The sequence below is a fragment of the Stenotrophomonas sp. SAU14A_NAIMI4_8 genome, from assembly GCF_003086695.1.
Lineage (GTDB): Bacteria > Pseudomonadota > Gammaproteobacteria > Xanthomonadales > Xanthomonadaceae > Stenotrophomonas.
Genome location: NZ_CP025999.1, coordinates 652,854 through 674,330 on the forward strand (window position 1 = coordinate 652,854; position 21,477 = coordinate 674,330).

The window sequence follows — 21,477 nt, forward strand, 5'->3', positions numbered from 1 at the left end:
TCAGTGATTGGCTGGCGTGCCGCCAATCAGGGCGGTCAGCTCGCGGATGCGGTCCTGCAGCAATGCTTCATCGCCGCGGGTCTCGATGTTCAGCCGCAGCAGCGGTTCGGTGTTGGAACTGCGCAGATTGAAACGCCAGTCGGCGAAATCGGCGCTGACGCCGTCGGTACGATCCAGGGACGGCTGTTGCGGTTCGAAATGCGCCAACACGCGTGCGACGGTCGCCTTGGCATCGTCCACGCGGAAGTTGATCTCGCCACTGCACGGGTACGCCTTCATGCGGTCCGCCACCAGTTCGCCCAGCGACTTGCCGCTGCTGGAAACGAGCTGTGCGATCAGCAGCCAGGGGATCATGCCCGAGTCGCAGTAGGCGAACTCGCGGAAGTAGTGGTGTGCGCTCATTTCGCCACCGTAGATGGCGTCCTCAGCACGCATGCGCTCCTTGATGAAGGCATGCCCGGTCTTGCTCATGATCGGCACGCCACCGGCCAGCTTGACCATCTCCACGGTATTCCAGGTCAGGCGCGGGTCGTGGATGATCTTGCCGCCGGGCTGGCGTGCGAGCAGCGCCGTGGCCAGCAGCCCGACCAGGTAGTACCCCTCGATGAAGTTGCCTTCGGCGTCGAAGAAGAAGCAGCGATCGAAGTCGCCATCCCAGGCAATACCGAAGTCAGCGCCATGCTTGCGCACGGCATCACGGGTTGCCGCACGGTTTTCCGGCAGCAAGGGATTGGGGATGCCGTTGGGGAAACTGCCATCCGCTTCGTGCTGGATGCGGATGAATTCGAACGGCAGGTGTGCGGCCAGTTCGTCGATCACCAGGCCTGCGCCGCCGTTGCCGGGGTTGGTGACGATCTTGAGCGGCTTCAGATTGGCCACGTCGACATAACCCAGCAGATGCTGGATGTAGGCGGACTTGTCTGCATCCCGGCGGATCGTGCCCTGGCCATTGCCGAGGGGGGCGTCCGAGGCAGCGAAGTCGCGGATGTCGAACAGGCCCGTATCGCCACTGATCGGCTTGGATTCCTCGCGGACCAGCTTCATCCCGTTGTAGTCCATCGGATTGTGGCTGGCGGTCACCATGATGCCGCCGGCCGCCTTGCGGTGGAACGTCTGGAAGTAGACCTCCTCGGTGCCACACATGCCAATGTCGATAACGTCGCGTCCGCTCGCCGTCAGACCCTCGACGGCAGCCTGCATCAGGGCGGGGCTGCTGAGGCGGATGTCGTGTCCAACCACTACCGGTCCCGGGCCCAGCAACGCAGCGGTGCCAGCGCCGATACGGCGGGCAAGGCGTTCATCCAGTTCATCCGGAACGCGGCCACGGATGTCATAGGCCTTGAAACACGGGAGCGTCATCAATGCAGTCCTTACACGGGTTGACCCCGGATTATAACGACAGGCACTGCAAGGACGAGTGATCCAGACCGGCGTCCCTGCAGGCCATCATTCAAACAGGATGTGCCGCGTAACATGTTGATTACGCGGCACTTTGGGTGGATTGTCAGCCCAGCGCCTTTTCCAGCTCGGGCAGGATCGTGAACAGATCCCCGACCAGGCCGATATCGGCAATCTCGAAGATCGGCGCATCGCCGTCCTTGTTGATCGCCACGATCGTGCCGGCATCCTTGATGCCGGTCAGGTGCTGGATGGCGCCGCTGATGCCCACGGCCACGTACAGTTCCGGCGCGATGATCTTGCCGGTCTGGCCCACCTGCAGATCGCTGGGCACGTAGCCGGCGTCGACCGCGGCACGCGAGGCGCCGACGGCCGCACCGAGCTTGTCGGCCAGCTGGAAGATCACCTTGAAGTTCTCTTCCGAACCGACGCCGCGGCCACCGGAGACCACGCGCTTGGCGGCCTGCAGGTCCGGGCGGTCGCTGGCACCGGCGGCCAGGCCCACGAAACGGGTGTGGGTCGGCAGGGCCGCGTCCACGCTGGTTGCTTCAACGGTGGCATTGCCGCCCTGGGCCGCTTCCGGCCAGGAGGCGGCGCGCACGGTGGCGACCACGATCTGGTCGGCCGGGGCTTCCACGGTGATGATCGCGTTGCCGGCGTAGATCGGGCGCTTGAAGGTGTGACTGCCTTCCACGCTCATCAGGTCGGACACCTGGTTGACGCCCAGCAGGGCGGCCACGCAGGGCATCAGGTCCTTGCCGAAGGTGGTGGACGGGCCGAACACGTGGCTGTAGCCCTTGGCCAGCTGCGCGATCTGCGGGGCCAGCACCTGGGCAATGGCCTGCGCATTGGCGGCGTTGGCCACAGTCAGGACCTTGGCCACGCCGGCGATCTTCGCTGCTTCAGCGGCAACGGCGGCCGGGTCGGCGGCCAGCACCAGCACGTCGATGCTGGCACCGCTGATGGCGGCGGCGGCGCTGACGGTCTTGGCGGTGGCGGCGTTGAGCTTGCCGTCGTGGTGCTCGGCGATGACGAGAATCTTGCTCATTACAGCAGCCCCTTCTGCTTGAGTGCGGCAACCAGTTCGGCCGCGTCCTTGACCATCACACCCTTGCTGCGCTTGGACGGCGCGGCGTACTGGGTGGTCTTGAAGGTGTCGGCGGCTTCAACGCCCAGATCGGCCAGCTGCAGGGTTTCCAGCGGCTTGGCCTTGGCCTTCATGATGTCCGGCAGCTTGATGAAGCGCGGCTCGTTCAGGCGCAGGTCGGTGGTGACCACCGCCGGCAGGTCCACTTCCAGCGTTTCCAGGCCGGCGTCGACTTCGCGGGTGACCGTGGCCTTGCCGTCGGCAATGTCCAGCTTGCTGGCGAAGGTGGCCTGCGGGCGGCCCCACAGCGTGGCCAGCATCTGCCCGGTCTGGTTGGCATCGTCGTCGATGGCCTGCTTGCCCAGGATCACCAGGTCCGGCTGTTCCTTCTCGATCAGCTTGAGCAGGGTGCGCGAGGCGGTCAGCGGCTGGATGGCCTGGTCGGTCACCACGTGGATGGCGCGGTTGGCGCCCATGGCCAGGCCATTGCGCAGGTGCGCCTGGGCGTCGGCCGGGGCGATGGTGGCGACCACCACTTCCGTGGCGATGCCCTTGTCGCGCAGGCGCAGCGCTTCTTCCAGCGCGATTTCATCGAAGGGATTGGGGGACAGCTTGACGCCGTCGGTGACCACGCCGGAACCGTCCGGCTTGACCTGAATGCGGACGTTGTAGTCCACCACGCGCTTGTACGCGACGAGGATTTTCATCTGGTACTCGATCCTTGTAGTGCCGGCCGTTGGCCGGCTCACAGTAACGGGAAACGTCCGGTCCTCGCACAGCAACCGGTTCGGGGGTGGGATCTGGATTCTAACTGGCCTTGCGTGACCATGCGAATGCGTATGGTTATGCTGCGATGCCGCATCGCAAGGCTTGCAGCGCCGATGTTCAGGCGCCGCATGCGGTCCTCAACATCGGCCGATGTATTCTGTAGTGCTGTCAGGGTTGCGCCTGGCTTGCACCGAATTGGAGAACAGGTAGTGCCCACATGGCTTGTCACCGGCGGCGCCGGATTCATAGGCGGTAACTTCGTTCTCGAAGCCGTCGCCCGCGGCATCAAGGTCGTGAACCTGGATGCGCTTACCTATGCAGGCAACCTGAAGACCCTGTCCAGCCTGGACGGAAACCCCAACCACGTGTTCGTGCAGGGCGATATCGGCGACCGCGCCCTGGTGGCGCGCCTGCTGGCCGAACACCAGCCCGATGCGGTGCTGAACTTCGCCGCCGAAAGCCACGTGGACCGTTCCATCGACGGCCCGGGCGCCTTCATCCAGACCAACGTGGTGGGCACCCTGGGCCTGCTGGAAGCGGTGCGCGACCACTGGAAGGGCCTGCCGGCCGACAAGGGCGCGGCCTTCCGCTTCCTGCACGTGTCCACCGACGAGGTGTACGGCACCCTGGGTGAGACCGGCAAGTTCAGCGAAACCACCCCGTATGCGCCCAATTCGCCGTACTCGGCGTCCAAGGCGGCGTCGGACCACTTGGTGCGCGCGTTCCACCACACCTACGGGCTGCCGGTGCTGACCACCAACTGCTCGAACAACTACGGCCCGTACCACTTCCCGGAAAAGCTCATTCCGCTGGTGATCGCCAAGGCGCTGGCCGGCGAGCCGCTGCCGGTGTACGGCGACGGCAAGCAGGTGCGCGACTGGCTGTTCGTGACCGACCACTGCGAAGCGATCCGCACCGTGCTGGCCAAGGGTCAGGTGGGCGAGACCTACAACGTGGGCGGCAATTCGGAAAAGCAGAACATTGAAGTGGTGCACGCGATCTGCGCGCTGCTCGACGCGCGCCGCCCGCGCGACGATGGCCAGCCGCGCAGCAGCCAGATCACCTACGTCACCGACCGCCCCGGCCATGACCGCCGCTATGCGATCGATGCGTCCAAGCTGAAGAACGAGCTGGGCTGGGAACCGGCGTACACCTTCGAACAGGGCATCGCCTTCACCGTTGACTGGTACCTGGACAACCAGGAATGGGTGAACGGCGTGCTGGATGGCAGCTACCGCCTGCAGCGCATCGGCACTTCGGCCTGAACCCGGAAAACGACATGACCCAACGCAAAGGCATCATCCTGGCCGGCGGTTCCGGCACGCGGCTGTATCCGATCACCAAGGGCGTCAGCAAGCAGCTGCTGCCGGTGTACGACAAGCCGATGATCTACTACCCGCTGAGCGTGCTGATGCTGGCGGGCATCCGTGAAGTACTGATCATCAACGCCCCGCACGAACAGGTCTTGTTCCAGCAGCTGCTGGGTGACGGTTCGCAGTGGGGCATGGATATCCAGTACGCCGTGCAGCCCAGCCCCGATGGCCTGGCCCAGGCCTACCTGATCGGCCGGGAGTTCCTGGACGGACAGCCGAGCTGCCTGGTTCTGGGCGACAACATCTTCCACGGTCACGGCCTGCGCGAAGTACTTGCGCGCGCTGACGAGCGCGTGGACGGCGCTACTGTGTTCGGCTACTGGGTGAACGACCCGGAGCGCTACGGCGTGGCCGAGTTCGACAAGAGCGGCAGGGTGGTCGATCTTGTTGAGAAGCCGGAGCACCCGCGTTCGAACTATGCGGTGACCGGTCTGTACTTCTACGACGGCCGTGCCAGTGACTATGCTGCGGAACTGAAGCCGTCGGCGCGTGGCGAGCTGGAAATCACCGATCTCAACAAGCGCTATCTGGCGGAGGGTCACCTGCATCTGGAAGCGCTGGGCCGTGGGTATGCCTGGCTCGATACCGGTACCCACCAGTCGCTGCTGGAAGCGTCCAACTTCATCGAAACCATCCAGACCCGTCAGGGCCTGCAGGTCTGCTGCCCCGAGGAAATCGCCTTCGGCAAGGGCTGGATCAGCGCCGGGCAGCTGGAAGCACTGGCTGCACCGCTGATCAAGAATGGCTACGGCCAATATCTGCAGAAACTGGCACTGCGTGGAGTGGTTCCGTGAAAGTGATTGAAACCCGCTTGCCGGGCTGTGTTGTGATTGAACCGAAAGTGTTCGGCGACGAACGTGGATTCTTCTTCGAAGGCTGGAACGCTGCGCGTTTCGGTGAGCTTGGGTTGCCCACACAGTTCGTGCAGAGCAATGTGTCATCCTCCAGCAAGGGGGTTCTACGCGGCCTGCACTATCAGTGGCCGCGCCCGCAGGGCAAGCTGGTGAGCGTTCTGGAAGGCGAAGTTTATGATGTTGCCGTGGACATCCGTCGCGGCTCGCCGACCTTCGGTCAGTGGGAGGCGGTTGTGCTGAGTGCGCAGAACAAGCGTCAGTTCTGGATTCCAGAGGGCTTCGCGCATGGTTTTGCCGTGCTGTCCGACTCCGCACTTTTCCACTACCTGTGCACTGATGTCTACGTGCCCGAGGCCGATGCTGGCATTCGCTGGAATGATGGCGCGATTGCCGTGGATTGGCCGCTGGGCTCGCCGACGCTGTCGCCCAAGGACGAGCGTGCGCCTTTCCTGGTTGATATTGCAGACGAGCGTCTGCCGGTGTTTGTTGCATGACCACGTTGGTTCTTGGCGGCAATGGCCAGCTTGGCCAGGAGCTGCTGCGGGCATTGGCGCCATCGGGACCGGTGGTCGCGACAACCCGGACCGGCAGGTTGCCCGATGGCAGCGCCTGTGAGGTCGCAGATTTCAATCGCCCCGAGCTTCTGCCAGCCCTGCTGGACAGCGTGCAGCCTTCGGTCGTCGTCAACGCCGCTGCGTATACGGCGGTTGATCGTGCCGAGCAGGACGTGGAAGCAGCATTCACGGCCAACGCTATCGCTCCAGGCGTGATCGCGCGTTGGTGTGCAACGCGCGGCGTGCCGATGGTGCATTACTCCACCGATTACGTTTTCGATGGGCAGGGGCACAGGCCGTACCACGAAGACGATGTGACTGCGCCTTTGGGTGTCTATGGCACCAGCAAGCGTGATGGGGAGGATGCCATCCGCGCTGCCGCCGGTCGCCATCTGATTTTTCGCACGGCCTGGGTATATGCCTCACACGGTGCAAATTTCCTGCGCACCATGCTGCGTCTCGGCGCCGAGCGTCCGTGCTTGCGGGTAGTGGCCGATCAGATCGGCACGCCCACGCCTGCCATCCTGATTGCCGAAGTAACGGCGCGCGCGCTGCAGCATCCCGATCAACTGTCCGGTACCTGGCATCTGACGGCCAGCGGCCAGACCAGCTGGCAGGGTTTCGCCGAAGCGATCTTCGACGAAGCGGTGGCGATGGGGCTGCTCCCGCAGCGTCCTGAGGTCGAGGCGATCAGCAGTGCAGAATATCCCACGCCGGCTCGTCGCCCGGCCTGGTCGGTGCTGGATAATCACGCGATCGAGCGTGCATTCGGCGTTGAACTGCCACGTTGGGAGGACGGGCTCCGTCGCGTGATGGCGCAGTTGGCGGCACGCGACGAAGCCTGAGCTGCGATCAGGACGTCGCGGCCTCTACCCGGATGGGCGTTGTTGCCGGGGCACGGTACATGAAGCGCTTTTCTACCTGCAGGTAGGAGGTGATGGCAATCAGCGCAACCAGCATGCCCACGGGCACCAGGCTGAGGTAGGTATACAGATCGGCCGCCGGCGTATGCAGTTCGATCGAACCACGCACCGCGTGCTGGCTGTAGTAGATCGCGGTCATGTGATACAGGTAGAACGAGTAGCTGATGATGCCAAGTACCTGTACGCCCTGGGTCCTGGCAAGCTTCATGAGCAGCCCCTTGCCTTGGCCCGAGTAAAGGACGAGCAGGAAGAATGGGGCGGTGACCAGTACGTTGTAATCCACGCGCCCTCCCATCAGGTGCTCCACGTCGGATACTGAAACGTAGGCAATCACCACTGCCAGCCACAGCAGCCAGCCCACGGCAGCGACTCCGGCATGGTATGTCTTCATTCGTTCATGGATGACCGCGCACGTTGCACCCATGAGGAAAAGCAGCATGTAGTTCGCTGGCGAGGTGCGGACGAAGTCCTGCGGGGAATAGAACGCCAGATACAGGCCGGCGGTGACCAGGAACAATTTTGGAAGGGATTTCCCTGCTGCGGCGACTGCCAGCGGGAACGTCAGGTAGAACAGCCACTCCCATTTCAGGGTCCAGATCATGCCCATTTTCTGCACGATCGACGCCAGGTCATGGATGGCGGTCACGCCAAACATGTCTCCAACGAACCCGAACATGAAATTGCGGGCAAGCGCGTTCAGTTGTCGCGTGTCGAATCCTGGAAAACCCCACTGTGCCCAGTCCAGGAACTGGATGGTGGCAATGGCAAGATAAGCCGCCGGGACCAGTCTCAGAATGCGCTTCTTGAAAAAGCTGTTCATGTTGAACCGATCTCTTCTGACCATGGAGAAGAAGAGGTAGCCGGTAATGATGAAGAAGACGCAGACGCCGAACGACGCAAAGAAGGTCTGCGCATACTTGTTGCTGGCGTAATCGAATGAGTGTGCGCATAGCACCGACACCGCAGCGATGCCACGGGTTGCGGTGATCGCAGGGTCGTCCTTCTCCGTGCCGGCAAGAACGTTGGTCCTGAGCGAGGCCGGGAGTCGACCGACCACCCATGCCAGGACAACGTATGCGGCAACTGCGACAAGGTACGGCAGGGTGGATGCAAGCATGCTCATCGCGGCATTGGAACAGCAGCTGGGCAGTCATTGCAATGCTGCGCCGCAGCGATATTGTCCCTGCGTATGCAGGTAAACAGAGATCGTGTCTCCAGTTACTGGCGAGGCGGGCATGCAGCCAACGGGTGGGGATCAGTCCCGCTGGACCCTCATTCTGTGGTGAAGCAACTGGTGATGAGCCATTAGCGACAAAATCTGGCGTCGATAATAGGGGGCCCCGTTCTGGTTGCAGCTATGTGCATGGCGGTGCCCGCGGCAGGCACCGTTTCAGGAGGCCTTACGCCGCCGCCGCGCCTTCGGTGCCACCCCCGGCAGCGGGGCCAGCAGCGCCTCCAGATCCTCGTCGTTGAAGCGCGGTGCGGCCGAATCGGCGCCTTCCAGCAGGGTATCGGCCAGTGCGGCCTTGCGCTGCTGCAGCTCGGCAATGCGTTCTTCGATGCTGCCAGCGGCAATCAGCCGGTACACGAATACCGGTTGCTGCTGGCCGATGCGGTGCGCACGGTCGGTGGCCTGGTTTTCCGCTGCGGGGTTCCACCAAGGGTCGAAATGGATGACCGTGTCGGCCGCGGTCAGGTTCAGGCCGACGCCGCCGGCCTTCAGGCTGATCAGGAAAATCGGCACCTCGCCCTGCATGAAACGCTGCACCGGGGTGGCCCGGTCCTGGGTGTCGCCGGTCAGCTGCACGTAGCCCAGCCCCAGCTCGTCCAGGGTCTGGCCGATCAGCGCCAGCATGCTGGTGAACTGCGAGAACAGCAGGATGCGGCGGCCTTCTTCCACCATCTCCGGCAGCATGTCGCGCAGCAGCTCCAGTTTCGCCGATGGCGCCTGCCGGGCCGGCGCTTCACCGGGCAGCAGGCGCGGGTCGCAGCAGACCTGGCGCAGCTTCAGCAGCGCATCGAGCACCACGATGTGGCTGCGGCCCAGCCCCTGGCTGGCCACCGCTTCGCGCACCTTGGCTTCCATCGACGCGCGCACGGTTTCGTACAGGTCGCGCTGCGCGCCTTCCAGCGCCACGCTGCGGGTGATCAGCGTCTTGGCCGGCAGTTCGGTGGCCACCTGGTCCTTGCGCCGGCGCAGCATGAACGGGCGCAGGCGCTGCGCCAGCAGGTGCGCGCGCTGCGGGTCGGTGCCGCGTTCGATCGGGTGCCGCCAATGCTGGTTGAACAGCTTCTCGCTGCCCAGCAGACCGGGCAGCAGGAAATCGAACTGGGTCCAGAGTTCGCCCAGGTGGTTTTCCAGCGGCGTGCCGGTCAGGCACAGCCGGTGCCGTGCATGCAGCGTGCGCAGGGTGACCGCCGCGCGCGACTTCGGGTTCTTCACCTGCTGCGCCTCGTCCAGGATCAACAGGTGGTAATCGTGGGCCTGCAGCGCCGTTTCATCGCGCCACAGCAGCGGGTAGGTGGTCAGCACCAGGTCGTGTTCGCCGATGCGCGCGAAGTCATCGGTGCGGTCATTGCCGTGCAGGACCAGTACGCGCAGGTCGGGGGTGAAGCGCGCGGCTTCGCTCTGCCAGTTGTGCAGCAGTGAGGTCGGCACCACCACCAGCGCCGGCTGCTGCAGGCGCCCGGCCTCTTTTTCCAGCAGGATGTGCGCCAGCGTCTGCAAGGTCTTGCCCAACCCCATGTCGTCGGCCAGCACGCCGCCCAGGTCCTGTTGGCGCAGGTACTGCAGCCAGGCCAGCCCCTCGCGCTGGTACGGGCGCAGGGTCGCGGCCAGGCCGGTGGGCGGTTCCACCTCGCCCAGTGCGGGCGCCTGCATCAGCCGCTGCACCAGCGCGCGGGTGTCCTTGCGGCTCTTGAACTGCAGGCGGGCATCGTCCTGCAATGCACGCAGGCGGCCACGGTCGCGCGCGGACAGGCGCAGGGCACCGCCGCGCTGGGTGAACAGGTCGGCCAGCAGGGCGATGACCGGTTTCAGCCGGCCGGCGCGCAGCGCAATGCGCGTGTTGTCGCCGGCCGACAACAGGATGTTTTCGTCGTCGCCAATGCTGTCGATCTGCCCGCGCAGCCAGCGCGGATCGGTCTGCAGCACCTGCTGCAGCAGCGGCGCCAGGGCCACGCTGCGGTCGTCGACCTGGATGTCCAGCGCCAGCGTGAACCAGCCTTCGTCCTTCGGGTCGGCCTGGATGTCCAGCTGGATATCGTCCACCCGGGTGATGCGGTGGCGGAAATCGTCGGCCGGCTCGATCTTCCAGCCCAGCGCTTCCAGCCGCGGCACTTCATCCAGCAGGAAATGGGTCCAGTCGTGGGTGCGCAGGTCGAACTGCGGTCCGGCGCCGTCCAGCACTGCGCGCGGGTTCTGGTCGCGGTACAGCTGCGCGCTGCGCAGTTCTTTTTCGCGCCGGGCTTCTTCGGCCAGGTCGCGCGGCAGCAGGGCCAGGCGGCCCTCGGAATCGTGCGCGAACAGGGTGGGGTCATCCAGGAAGCGCACGTGTTCGTCGTACTCGAACGCCACGGTGGCTACGTCGGCCCACTGCGACGGCGCGCGGTAGCCCAGCCAGGCCGGACGGAATTCGACCGTATGCAGGCGCAGCACCGGGGTCATGGCCTGCACCTGCAGCGTGGCCAGCGCGGCGTCGCCGCCGGGCCGCGGCAGGGCCGGGTCGATCTGCATCAGCAGCTGGGCCACGATGGGTTCTTCGTTGGGCAGCAGCGGCGGCAGTTCCAGGAATTCGTCGGCGTCGGCCACGGCCACGTCCAGCAGCAGCGGCCCGACTTCGCCCGTGGCCGGGTCCAGGTAGCAGGCCGATTGGCCCAGCACCATGCCCTGCGCACCGCCTTCCACTTCCAGCCAGGGGGTGGGCAGGGTCGTGCCCTGCTGCGGCAGTGCGCGCCAGCCCAGGGTGCCACGGCGCGGTGCACCGCTGCGGGCGGGCACGCGCTGGCCCGGGCCGTCGCCATGGATCCAGCCATGGCCGCTGGCCACGATCAGCTGCAGGGTCGCATTGATATCGAACTGACGCCCCTTCATGCGGCCCTGGCGCAGCGCCCACAGCTGCGCCAGCACGGCCACGTCGTCCTGGCTGAGGTAGCCGGGCGGCTCCAGCAGCAGTTCAGGGGTGATGTCGAGCAGCTTTTCGAACGTGAGTGGCCCGCCGGCGGGCTGGTGGGTGCGGCGCGGCAGGATCGCGGGTCGGTTCTGGAAAGTGCCCACGTCGAAGGCGATGCCGCGGGGCTGCATGCGCGCCGGCGTGCTGCGCGCCGCCTGCCAGCGCGACAGTTCATCCAGCAGTTCGGCACGCGGCGGCATGGCCAGGTCCTGCGCGCTCAACGGCGCCGGGTCCTGGGCCAGGCCGGGTTCCAGCAGCTGGATGACCAGCACCGTGGCCACGTGCTTGCAGTCCTGCCCCACCGGGCAGGTGCAGTGGCTGTGCAGGCGGCTGCGCGCGGTGCGCGTGCTGGCGGCCAGGTCGATTTCCACGTGGTAGGGCTGGCGCGCGCTGCCCTGGACGTCGGCACTCAGCGTGTCGCCCTGCAACTGCAGGTCGCGCACGCTGGACAGGTAGTGCGCGGTCTTCTGCAGCGTGCGTTCGTCGATCCAGCGCAGAAGGTCTTCGTCGGTGTAGGTCAGGGCCATCGCTACCTGCGGGGGCGGCGGCGTGGTGCGAACCACGCTGCGTGGAGGGTGCGGCATTCTACCCAAAGCCCCTGCAACGCCCCGACAATGCTGCGGCGCATCCAGGGCTCGGGCGGGCCTGCGGCTAGAATGCCCTCATTCTTACCGTGCAGGGCAGTACAGCAATGCAGCAATCGACTTCCAGCAGCAAGCGCAGCAAGCGCTTCGCCTCGGCGGCGCAGGCGCTGCAGGGCGTGGTCGCCGATGGCCAGATCCTGGCCGTGGGCGGCTTCGGCCTGTGTGGCATTCCCGAAGCGCTGATCGCGGCGCTGCGCGACAGTGGCGCCAAGGGCCTGACGGTCATTTCCAACAATGCGGGCGTGGACGGCTTCGGCCTGGGCCAGCTGCTGGAAACGCGGCAGATCAAGAAGATGATCTCGTCCTACGTGGGCGAGAACAAGGAATTCGAACGCCAGTTCCTGGCCGGCGAGCTGGAACTGGAATTCAATCCGCAGGGCACCCTGGCCGAGCGCCTGCGCGCCGGCGGTGCGGGCATCCCGGCGTTCTTCACCGCCACCGGTTACGGCACCGTGGTGGCCGAGGGCAAGGAAACCCGTGAATTCGACGGCAAGCACTATGTGATGGAAACCGCGCTGCGCGCCGACGTGGCCCTGGTGAAGGCGTGGAAGGCCGACGAGGCCGGCAACCTGGTGTTCCGCAAGACCGCGCGCAACTTCAATCCGGCCTGCGCGATGGCCGGCAAGGTGTGCATCGTGGAAGTGGAGGAGGTGGTGCCGGTGGGCGCGATCGATCCGGACCAGGTGCACCTGCCGGGCATCTACGTGCACCGCATCGTGCACAACCCGCATCCTGAAAAACGCATTGAACAGCGCACGATCCGCGCGGAGGGCAACTGAGATGGCGTGGACCCGTGACGAGATGGCGGCCCGCGCTGCCCGTGAACTGACCGATGGCGCCTACGTGAACCTGGGCATCGGCCTGCCGACCCTGGTGGCCAACCATATTCCCGAAGGCGTGGACGTGTGGCTGCAGTCGGAAAACGGCCTGCTCGGCATCGGCCCGTTCCCGACCGACAGTGAAGTGGACGCCGACCTGATCAATGCCGGCAAGCAGACCGTGACCGCGCGCGCCGGTGCCAGCTACTTCGGCAGCCACGACAGCTTCGCGATGATCCGCGGTGGCCACGTGAACCTGGCGATCCTGGGCGCCATGCAGGTGACCGACAAGGGTGACCTGGCCAACTGGATGGTGCCGGGCAAGATGGTCAAGGGCATGGGCGGCGCGATGGACCTGGTGGCCGGCGTGCAGCGCGTGGTGGTGCTGATGGAACACACCGCCAAGAACGGCGAGCACAAGATCCTGGCCGAATGCTCGCTGCCGCTGACCGGCGTGGGCGTGGTCGATCGCATCATCACCGACCTGGCCGTGTTCGACGTGACCGACGACGGCCTGCGGCTGGTGGAAGCCGCGCCGGGCGTGGGTGATGACGAACTGAAGGAAAAGACCGGCGTCGCGTTCGCGCGCGCCTGATTGAACGCACGGGGGCCGATGGCCCCCGCTGCTCAACTGCGGCGGGCGTAGGCGTAGTCGGTGCCGCTGGGTTCCGGCTCGCCCAGGCAAGCCGCTGCGGTGGCCGCGCGCAGACCCGTGTGTTCGCAGCAGGCGCCCAGCACGCGCTCGATGGCGTGGGCCAGGGTGCCATCGATCTGGCCCTGCTCAGGATCGAAGTCGCTGCGGTACAGATGCGCGTCCAGCAGTGGGCGCAACGCCTGCAGCCGCCACCACCCCATGCTGCCGGCGCCGAACAAGCTGGCAGCGGGGTCCAGCGACAGGCCCAGGCGCGTGCGCAGCCGCTGCACCGCCGGGCCATTGCCGCCCATGAAATCGGCAACGGCGAGCAGATGCCCTTCGGCAACCACCATGCCCAGGCTCGGGTCGGCCTGGAACGCCGCCAGGATGCGTGCGGCGCGGCCACCCTGCACCAACCGCTGCAGCAGTTCCTGGCGCCACTGGTCACCATCGGCGCGATGGGTGGAGCGCTTGGTGTGCAGCTTCAGCACCACCTCGTGCCCATCCTGCAGCAGGCCTTCGGCAACCTGCAGGAAGGGCAGGATGTCGCGGCCGTGGTTTTCCACGGCAACGATGTCACCCTGCAGTCCGTGCTGCACCAGCGCATCGCGAACCGCGTCGACCTGCGTTGCCGGTGTGGTGACCACCAGTCGCCAGGGCAGTGCCGTTTCCTTCACTGCCGACAGCACTTCCGGCAGGGTTTCCAGATACCACGCGTGCAGGTGCAGCGCCGGCTGTGGCTGCGTCGGCGCCGCCGGCGACAACGCCTCACGCGTGGCCTGCAGCCAGGCATGCCCCAGCCGTGCGTCTGGTTCCAGCACGGCGCCTTCGGCCCACTCGTTCCAGGCATTGATGAACACCATGCGCTGGTGCTGCGGGGCCTGCGCCAGACGCTCATGCACGGTGCTGCGCAGCCAGTCGCGGTAGCCGCGCGGCGACGCATGAAGATACACGCGCCCGCGCCCGGAACGCCGGGCCTCGTTGTCCCAGCCCGGGTTGACCCCGGGATAGAGCGGGTAATCGGGCAGGGGGCGGGCGGCGATTTCGCTGGCCAGCTCGCGCCAGTCGCGCACGTCGCCATTGAAGTCGGGATTGAGCAGCCACTGCTGCGCCGACAGCGAGCGCGGATTGCTCATGTTGGGCGGGAACTCGACCGCCGCATCGAAGCCGATCTCGCGCGGGTCCGGGCGCTCGAAGCCCTGCACATAGGCCAGGTGGATTTCGCCCACGCCGTTGTCGCGGCACCAGCGGCGCCAACGCTCGGCGGTGGCGCGCGCATCGGGCAGCAGGTTCGGTCGATAGACCAGCAGCATCGGCCGGCCATCGACCTTCAATGCACGGCGGTCGCGCAGGTAGGGCGCCACGTGGGCGATGAACGCCAGGTCATCATCGGCGCTGTGCTGCTGGCCGATCAGGATGTCGTCGTCGCGGCCGTCCCAGCGCCGTGCCCAGTTTTCATTGGCCCAGCACAGGCAGAACGGCAGCGTGATGCTGTCATCGTCCAGCCACTGCTGCAGCGGGTCTTCCATCAGCGTGCGGCCGCTGAACCAGTAGTAATAGAAGCAGAACGCGCCGATGCCATGCTCGGCGGCAAGCTGCGCCTGGTCGCGCATCACCTGCGGATTGCGCAGGTCATAGAACCCCAGGTCGGCCGGCAGTCGCGGCTGGATGTGACCTTCGAACTGCGGCAGGGCGCGGGTCACGTTGCGCCATTCGGTGAAGCCCTTGCCCCACCACGCGTCGTTCTCGGCAAAGGTGTGGAACTGCGGCAGGTAGAACGCGACCAGGGTGGCGGGCATCGGCTCCGGCAGCGCGGCCGACTGCCGCGGGCGGTGACCGATGGCGGGCTCGTCGGCGCGCCAGCGCAGCTGCGCGCTGGCCCGTGGGCCACCGGTGTCCTGCTGCCCCTTCGGCGGCGGGGGCACCCAGTCGCCATGTCGGGCCAGCAGACGGGTGCGCAGGCGGTCGCGCTGTGCCTGCGACATCGGCAATGCACGGAACACCGCGCGCAGCAGCGGAAACAGGGCCTGGCGCAGGCGGCTGCCGCTCATGGCTGGGCGCCCCGGTAGTGGGCGTGGACGGCAGGCGGCGGAAGCGTGGCAACGGTCATGCCGCCATTTTCGGTGCTGGCGGCCACGACGGCAAACGCGGCCGTGCTAGCGTGTGGTGATGCTGTTTCCCCATGACCTGCCCGACGCGGATGTGCGCCACCTGCCGGGTTGGCTGTCCCCCGCTGCGGCCGATGCCCTGCTGCCGGCCCTGCAGGCGCAACTGCCGTGGGAGGTCCACCGCATCCGCATGTTCGGCAACTGGGTGGATTCGCCGCGCTTGAGTTGCTGGATCGGCGATCCGCAGGCGCGCTATCGCTATTCCGGCGCATTCTTCGAACCGCGGCCCTGGACGCCGGTGCTGGAATCATTGCGGGAACGGCTGCTGGCCGAAGGCATCGGCCGCTTCAACAGCGTGCTGGTGATCCGCTACCGCAGCGGTGGGGATTACATGGGCTGGCATAGCGACGACGAGCCAGAGCTGGGGACGGAACCGCTGATCGTCTCGTTGAGCCTGGGCGCGGCACGCCGCTTCCTGCTGCGCCGCCGCGATGAACCGGCGCGCAAGGCCGAATTCCTGCTGGGCCATGGCGATCTGTTGCTGATGGGTGGCAGCACCCAGCGCTTTTACCAGCACGCGCTGCCGAAGATGGCGCGGGTGCAGGGCGAACGCATCAACCTGACATTCCGGTGGATCACCCCGCGCGGGTGAGGGCGGGGTCAGAGTCCTTCCCTGCGGGAAGGGGGCATGCCAATGGGGTCGGATCCCTTTCCCGCCGGGAAAGGGCTCTGACCCCGGAAAACTCAGCGCGGCAACGCCTGGCGGTCGCGCTGCCCGCTCACCAGCGTCCAGCCCACCACGTCCTGCGCGATCTGCTGCAGGCCGCGCTCGAACGCGGCGGCCACGGCCGGCACATCGGTGCTGCCCACCGGCTGTTGCTGGCGGAAGGTGCGGTCGGCCACCACGCGCTGGTCGGCCACGTGAATGAGTTTGGCGTTCAGTTCAATCACCACCGTCGGCGTGGCCTGGCCCTGGTAGTCCGACTCGAAGCGGCGCACGTCGGTGGTCAACTTGTAGTCGGCGCGGATGCCGGCGGCCACGCGGGCCACGCCGGGCAGGCGGCCGGAATCTTCGAAGCCGCGCAGCAGGGTGTCTTCGATCATGTCGGTGGCCGGCTGTGCCCAGCTGGCGCCGCGGTAGATCTCCAGTTCCGACGGCGTGGGCCGCACGTTGATGCGCGGGCTGTCGACCATGCGCGCGGCGCTGGGCTTGGCCAGCACCAGCTGCCAGTCACCCTGCGGCCAGGCCGGGTCCACCTTCACCTGCACCGCAGGCGAATACAGGGTGACCGGGTTCTTGTCGCCGCTGCCGAGGATCGAGCAGCCACCCAGCAGGGCAGCCGCCGAGGCGGCCAGCAGCAGGCGCGGAAGGGTCATCGGGCTCATTTGGGTTCGAACTCCTTCGGTGCATCGCGGCCCAGCAGGTAGCGCGCGGGGTTGTTTTCCAGGCGGTCGCTGACCCGGCGCAGGTCGCGGATCAGGCCGCGCAGTTCGGTCAGCGTCGGGCCCAGCTGGCCCAGGCCATCGTTGGCGAAGCTGTTGATGGCCGCGCGGTTCTCGCCCAGGATCGAATCGGCATTGCCGGCGGCCGAATCCAGCTTGCCCAGGGTGGCATCGAGCTTGTCGATGATGCCCGGCAGCTGCTGCACCAGGTTCTTGTCCAGGCGTTCGATGGTGCCGTTGGTGGTCTTCAGCGTGGTATCCAGGCTGCGGGCCGCGTCGCGCGCGCTCAGCAGCAGGGCCTGGGTGCCCTGGTCACGGTCGGCCAGGCCGCCGCTGATCGTTTCCAGGTTGGCCAGGGTGGCGTTGATCGAGGCGACGTTGCGGTCGCTCAGGATCTGGTCCATGCGTTCGACGATGCGGTTGGCCACGTCGGTGATGTTCTGCAGCGCCGACGGTGTGGTTGGAATGATCGGCGCCGGGTCCTTGTTCACCGTGGTCAGGGTGGGCGCCTGCGGGGTACCGCCACTGAGCTGGATGATCGACGGGCCGGTCAGGCTGGTGATGGCCAGCTTGGCGCGGGTATCGGTCTTGACCGGCGTGTTGGAATTCAAGCGGATGCGCGCGACCACCTGGCGGGGGTCGTCGGGCACCAGGTTCAGTTCGGTGATCGACCCCACCGCGATGCCGTTGTACTGCACCGGGCTGCCGACCGACAGGCCGGTGACCGCTTCGCGGAACACCACGCGGTATTCCTGCCAGGTGCGGTCGGAGGAGTACTTGGCCGCCCACAGGCCGAAGGCCAGCAGGGCCAGGCCGGTGATCAGGGTGAACGCGCCGATCAGCACGTAGTTGGCTTTGGTTTCCATGGCTCAGGCACTCTCGATCTGTTCGCCACGCGCGGCGCGCGCGCGGGGTCCGTGGAAGTATTCCTGGATCCACGGATGATCCAGTTTCTCGATGTCCGGCAGCGGCGCGTTGGCCACCACCTTGTGGTCGGCGATCACCGCCACCCGGTCGCAGATGGCGTACAGCGTGTCCAGGTCATGGGTGATCAGGAACACGGTCAGCCCCAGCGCTTCCTGCAGGGTCTTGATTAGGCGGTCGAACGCGGCCGCGCCGATCGGGTCCAGGCCGGCGGTGGGCTCGTCCAGGAACAGCAGCGGCGGGTCCAGCGCCAGCGCACGGGCCAGGCCGGCGCGCTTGCGCATGCCGCCGGACAGCTGCGACGGCAGCTTGTTGATGGCATCGGCGGGCAGGCCGGCCAGCTTCACCTTCAGCAGCGCCAGTTCGTAATGCCAGCGTTCGGGCAGTTCGCGGTGGTGTTCCTTCAGCGGCACCTGCACGTTCTCGCCCACGCTGAGCGAAGAGAACAGGGCGCCATCCTGGAACAGCACGCCGGTGTTGCGTTCGATGTGCAGGCGGCTTTCGGCATCGTCGGCGCGTGCGTCGCGGCCCAGCACTTCAATCTGGCCGGCATCGGGAACGCGCAGGCCCAAAATCGACCGCATCAGCACCGATTTGCCGGTGCCCGAACCGCCGACCACGCCCAGGATCTCGCCGCGGCGCACGTCCAGGTCCAGCCCTTCGTGCACGGTCTGGCTGCCGAAGCGGTTGGTCAGCCCACGCACGCGGATGGCCAGGTCGTGGCCCTGGTCATCGCGCATCGGGGTGTCATCGGGGTGTGGGTGTGTGGTCATCTCACCAGTCCATGTGCATGAACCACAACGCCGCGAAGGCGTCGATGATGATCACCAGCGAGATGGTCTGCACCACGCTGGAGGTGGTGCGTTCGCCCACCGACTGCGCCGTGCCTTCCACCTTCAGCCCTTCCAGGCAGCCGATCAGGCCGATCACCAGGGCAAATACCGGCGCCTTGGACAGCCCCACCAGCATGTGCCGCACTTCCATGGTTTCGTGCATGCGCGCGATGTACATCTGCGGCGGAATGTCCAGGTCGAACGCACCCACGGTGATGCCGCCGGCCAGACCGGCCGCCATCGCAATGAAGGTCAGCAGCGGCAGGGTGACCAGCAGTGCCAGCAGGCGTGGCAGCACCAGCAGATCGATCGGGTCCAGGCCCAAAGTGCGCATCGCATCGATTTCTTCGCGCGCCTTCATCGCGCCGATCTGCGCGGTGAACGCACTGGCGGTGCGGCCGGCCAGCACGATGGCGGTCAGCAGCACGGCGAATTCGCGCAGGAAGGCGATGTTCACCAGTTCCACCACGTAGATCTCCGCGCCGAAGTCGCGCAGGATGGTGGAGCCGAGGAAGGCGATCACCGCGCCTACCAGGTAGGACAGCAACGCCACCAGCGGCACCGCGTCCAGACCCACCTGTTCCATCTGGTGCACGGTGGCGGTCAGGCGGAAGCGGCGCGGTTCCTTGAACAGGCGCGCGGCCTTGACCAGGTTCTCGCCCAGGAAACTGCACAGCGCCTTGATGTTGTGGCCGGTGGTGTGGACGCTGACGCCCAAGCGCTCCAGCGCCGCCAGCACGCCGAAGTCGCGCTTGGGCTTGGGCCGGTCGTCGGCCACTTCTTCGATGGTGCACACCAGTGCCTGGTGGTCGGGGCGGAAGTGCAGGGCGTGTTCGCCCAGGTCGGCACGATGGGCCACACGCAGCACCTGCAGCACGCCGGCCGAATCCAGCTGTTCGATGGCGGTGGCGTCGATGCCGGTCAGTTTCTCGGGAACGTCGCGCAGCACCTCGGCCGCCGCCAGTGCGGTCTTCAAGGTCCAGTGGCCGGACAGATGGATCAGCCCGGGATCGTGGGCATCCTGTTCCAGCCGGGGGCTGTGGTTCGGGGTCATGGGGGCCATTCGGGTCGCAGCATAACCGTTCTGAATTGCACGTCGCGTCGAACCGGGATGAATTTCTCCTGCCGGGCCCGCTGTAGGTAATACTACGGCGCATGTCCGCCGATGCTCACGCCATCCCCACGCCCCAGGCCACCTATGCGCAGCGCGTGGCCTTTGTTTCCGAGATCGCCGGTCGCCTGCACAGCTATGGCACCACGGCCCAGCGCCTGGAGGCCGCCGTGGTGGCGCTGGCGCGGCAACTGGACCTGGATTGTGAGCCGTGGTCGAACCCCACCGGCATCATCCTCAGCTTCAGCGATCCCGCGCGCGCCATCGGTTCCAGTGACATTACCCGGGTGATCCGCCTGGCGCCGGGCGAGAACGACCTGCACAAGCTGAGCGTGGCCGACCGCATTGCCGAAGAAGTGGCCAACGGCCGCATGAGCCTTGCCCAGGGCCATACCGCGCTGCGCCAACTGGACAAGGATCCGGGCCGCCGCGGCAAGCTGCGCACGATCCTGTCCTTCAGCTTGGGCGCGGCCGGCGTGGCCGGCATGTGGAAGCTGCCCTGGCTGGACATCGCCACGGCCGGCGTAATCGGCTTGATGATCGGCCTGCTGGGCATGCTGACCGATCGTCGCCCGGCCACCCGCGAAGCCGGCGAAGCGCTGGCCGCGCTGCTGGCCGGCATGGTCGCCACCCTGGTAGCGGCGTTCGTGGGCGCGCTGAATCTCAACACCGTCATCATTGCCTCGCTGGTGGTGCTGCTGCCGGGCATGTCGTTGACCAATGCGGTGAACGAGCTGGCCAGCCAGCACTGGGTTTCGGGCACGGCGCGTTTTGCCGGTGCGCTCACCACCATCATGAAACTGAGCGTGGGCGCGATGATCGCGGTCACCCTGGCCGATGTGCTGGGCCTGGACCCGGTGATCCGTGCCTCGCGCCCGCAGGGACCGTGGGTGGAATGGGGCTCGCTGCTGACCGCGGCATTCGCGTTTGCCATGTTGTTCAAGGCCAACCGGCGCGATTACCCGTGGGTGATTGCCGCGTCGGTGGCCGGCTATGCCATTTCCAAATTCGGCGGCCACGCCTGGGGCGCACCGGCGGGCATTTTCCTGTCAGCCATGCTGCTGACCGCCGGCGGCAATCTGTTTGGCCGACTGGTGGGTCGCCCGGGCGCGATCATCCGCCTGCCCGGCATCATCATGATGGTGCCTGGCAGCACCAGCCTGCGCGGCGTACTGACCCTGGTGCAGCAGCAGGATGTGGGCGCTGGCCAGAGCGTGTTCCTGACCGTGCTGAACGTGGTGATGGCGCTGGTGGCCGGTCTGCTGTTCGGCAACCTGCTGATGCCGGCGCGCAAGACGCTGTGATCGGTAGCGCCGGGCCGTGCCCGGCGGATCGGAACGCCACCGCTGCGCTCGCCGGGCATGGCCCGGCGCTACCCACAAAAAAAACGCCGGCTTTCGCCGGCGTTTTCTCATTCAAGCCCGGGCAGGACTCAGGCCTTCTTGATCAGGAAATCTTCCGGCTTCTTGTTGCCCTTGGCGGTCAGCTCGGCCATCCAGCGCGGCTGCTTGCCGCGGCCGGTCCAGGTTTCCTTCGGGTTGGCCGGGTTGCGGTACTTCGGTGCCACCTTGCCCAGCTTGCGGCCGGCGGTCTTGGCCGGAGCCTTGGCCGCCTTGCGTGCACGCGGTGCCGGGGCAGCAGCGCCACCGAACAGTTCGTCGATGGTGTAACCCTCGGTCTTGGCCAGCTTGGTCAGCTGGGCGCGCACCTTGGTGATCGGGCGGCGCTTGGCGACGATGGTCTGCTGCTTCTTGGCGGTACGGATCAGGGCGCCCAGCTCACGTGCCGACAGGCCGCTCAGGTCGATGCTCATGCAAATACTCCGGGAAATAC

General features: G+C 66.4%; 19 protein-coding genes. 8 read left to right on the forward strand and 11 right to left on the reverse strand.

Features of this window, described 5'->3' with window-relative positions; genetic code table 11:
• The 3 genes from C1930_RS02890 to C1930_RS02900 all read right to left on the reverse strand — a co-directional run bounded on the left by C1930_RS02890 (position 1) and on the right by C1930_RS02900 (position 3,192).
• Entirely contained in the window at positions 1 to 1,359 is a 1,359-nt protein-coding gene (locus tag C1930_RS02890) for a phosphomannomutase (protein ID WP_108771044.1), read from the reverse strand.
• 145 nt (positions 1,360 to 1,504) lie between these two features.
• Positions 1,505 to 2,446 (reverse strand): electron transfer flavoprotein subunit alpha/FixB family protein, encoded by a 942-nt coding sequence (locus C1930_RS02895; protein WP_108771045.1) that lies wholly within the window; start codon positions 2,444 to 2,446, stop codon positions 1,505 to 1,507.
• Positions 2,446 to 3,192: an electron transfer flavoprotein subunit beta/FixA family protein gene (locus C1930_RS02900; protein WP_060380126.1), complete on the reverse strand. Its 747-nt coding sequence runs from the start codon at positions 3,190 to 3,192 to the stop codon at positions 2,446 to 2,448. The genes C1930_RS02895 and C1930_RS02900 overlap by 1 nt, the downstream gene beginning before the upstream one ends.
• A 270-nt stretch (positions 3,193 to 3,462) precedes the next feature.
• Between C1930_RS02900 and rfbB the strand changes: the two genes are divergently transcribed.
• The 4 genes from rfbB to rfbD are packed head-to-tail and all read left to right on the forward strand — an operon-like array spanning position 3,463 to position 6,879.
• On the forward strand, positions 3,463 to 4,518 hold the full coding sequence (rfbB, locus tag C1930_RS02905; RefSeq protein WP_108771046.1) for a dTDP-glucose 4,6-dehydratase: 1,056 nt from the start codon (positions 3,463 to 3,465) through the stop codon (positions 4,516 to 4,518).
• A 14-nt stretch (positions 4,519 to 4,532) separates the two neighbouring features.
• Positions 4,533 to 5,420: a glucose-1-phosphate thymidylyltransferase RfbA gene (rfbA, locus tag C1930_RS02910; protein WP_108771047.1), complete on the forward strand. Its 888-nt coding sequence runs from the start codon at positions 4,533 to 4,535 to the stop codon at positions 5,418 to 5,420.
• Positions 5,417 to 5,974 carry a dTDP-4-dehydrorhamnose 3,5-epimerase gene (gene rfbC / locus C1930_RS02915; RefSeq protein WP_108771048.1) on the forward strand — a complete coding sequence of 186 codons (558 nt, stop codon included), beginning with the start codon at positions 5,417 to 5,419 and terminating at the stop codon, positions 5,972 to 5,974. Before rfbA ends, rfbC begins: the two co-directional genes overlap by 4 nt.
• The gene (rfbD, locus tag C1930_RS02920; protein WP_108771049.1) at positions 5,971 to 6,879 is read left to right on the forward strand and encodes a dTDP-4-dehydrorhamnose reductase; all 909 of its coding nucleotides are present in this window, start codon (positions 5,971 to 5,973) and stop codon (positions 6,877 to 6,879) included. The genes rfbC and rfbD overlap by 4 nt, the downstream gene beginning before the upstream one ends.
• 7 nt (positions 6,880 to 6,886) lie before the next feature.
• On the opposite strand, the gene C1930_RS02925 is transcribed toward rfbD, so the two are convergent.
• Together C1930_RS02925 and C1930_RS02930 are read right to left on the reverse strand one after the other, a co-directional pair.
• On the reverse strand, positions 6,887 to 8,074 hold the full coding sequence (locus tag C1930_RS02925; protein ID WP_159093533.1) for an acyltransferase: 1,188 nt from the start codon (positions 8,072 to 8,074) through the stop codon (positions 6,887 to 6,889).
• 273 nt (positions 8,075 to 8,347) lie between these two features.
• Positions 8,348 to 11,656, reverse strand: coding sequence for a DEAD/DEAH box helicase (locus C1930_RS02930; protein WP_108771051.1), 3,309 nt, complete (start codon positions 11,654 to 11,656; stop codon positions 8,348 to 8,350).
• Positions 11,657 to 11,820: 164 nt separating this feature from the next.
• Here C1930_RS02930 and C1930_RS02935 point away from each other — a divergent pair, with 164 nt between their 5' ends.
• Positions 11,821 to 12,552, forward strand: coding sequence for a CoA transferase subunit A (locus tag C1930_RS02935; protein ID WP_108748443.1), 732 nt, complete (start codon positions 11,821 to 11,823; stop codon positions 12,550 to 12,552).
• Between the two features lies 1 nt (position 12,553).
• Entirely contained in the window at positions 12,554 to 13,186 is a 633-nt protein-coding gene (locus C1930_RS02940) for a CoA transferase subunit B (RefSeq protein WP_108755357.1), read from the forward strand.
• Positions 13,187 to 13,218: 32 nt separating this feature from the next.
• Here the strand turns inward: C1930_RS02940 and C1930_RS02945 are convergent, their stop codons facing one another.
• The gene (locus tag C1930_RS02945; RefSeq protein WP_108771052.1) at positions 13,219 to 15,276 is read right to left on the reverse strand and encodes a glycoside hydrolase family 99-like domain-containing protein; all 2,058 of its coding nucleotides are present in this window, start codon (positions 15,274 to 15,276) and stop codon (positions 13,219 to 13,221) included.
• A 118-nt stretch (positions 15,277 to 15,394) separates the two neighbouring features.
• Between C1930_RS02945 and C1930_RS02950 the strand changes: the two genes are divergently transcribed.
• On the forward strand, positions 15,395 to 15,985 hold the full coding sequence (locus C1930_RS02950; protein ID WP_108771053.1) for an alpha-ketoglutarate-dependent dioxygenase AlkB: 591 nt from the start codon (positions 15,395 to 15,397) through the stop codon (positions 15,983 to 15,985).
• 92 nt (positions 15,986 to 16,077) lie between these two features.
• Here C1930_RS02950 and C1930_RS02955 read toward each other — a convergent pair whose 3' ends face one another.
• The 4 genes from C1930_RS02955 to C1930_RS02970 are packed head-to-tail and all read right to left on the reverse strand — an operon-like array spanning position 16,078 to position 19,596.
• Positions 16,078 to 16,719, reverse strand: a complete 642-nt coding sequence (locus C1930_RS02955; protein ID WP_108755359.1) for an ABC-type transport auxiliary lipoprotein family protein — start codon at positions 16,717 to 16,719, stop codon at positions 16,078 to 16,080.
• A complete protein-coding gene (locus tag C1930_RS02960; protein WP_108752114.1) occupies positions 16,716 to 17,642 on the reverse strand; it encodes an MlaD family protein in 927 nt (308 codons plus the stop codon). The genes C1930_RS02955 and C1930_RS02960 overlap by 4 nt, the downstream gene beginning before the upstream one ends.
• A gap of 3 nt (positions 17,643 to 17,645) precedes the next feature.
• Positions 17,646 to 18,473 carry an ABC transporter ATP-binding protein gene (locus C1930_RS02965; protein ID WP_108755360.1) on the reverse strand — a complete coding sequence of 276 codons (828 nt, stop codon included), beginning with the start codon at positions 18,471 to 18,473 and terminating at the stop codon, positions 17,646 to 17,648.
• A gap of 1 nt (position 18,474) precedes the next feature.
• Positions 18,475 to 19,596, reverse strand: a complete 1,122-nt coding sequence (locus tag C1930_RS02970) for an ABC transporter permease (RefSeq protein WP_199912402.1) — start codon at positions 19,594 to 19,596, stop codon at positions 18,475 to 18,477.
• Positions 19,597 to 19,688: 92 nt separating this feature from the next.
• Here C1930_RS02970 and C1930_RS02975 point away from each other — a divergent pair, with 92 nt between their 5' ends.
• Positions 19,689 to 20,948, forward strand: coding sequence for a threonine/serine exporter family protein (locus C1930_RS02975; RefSeq protein ID WP_108748451.1), 1,260 nt, complete (start codon positions 19,689 to 19,691; stop codon positions 20,946 to 20,948).
• A gap of 128 nt (positions 20,949 to 21,076) precedes the next feature.
• On the opposite strand, the gene C1930_RS02980 is transcribed toward C1930_RS02975, so the two are convergent.
• Positions 21,077 to 21,457 carry an H-NS histone family protein gene (locus tag C1930_RS02980; RefSeq protein ID WP_108748452.1) on the reverse strand — a complete coding sequence of 127 codons (381 nt, stop codon included), beginning with the start codon at positions 21,455 to 21,457 and terminating at the stop codon, positions 21,077 to 21,079.
• Positions 21,458 to 21,477 lie beyond the last annotated feature (20 nt).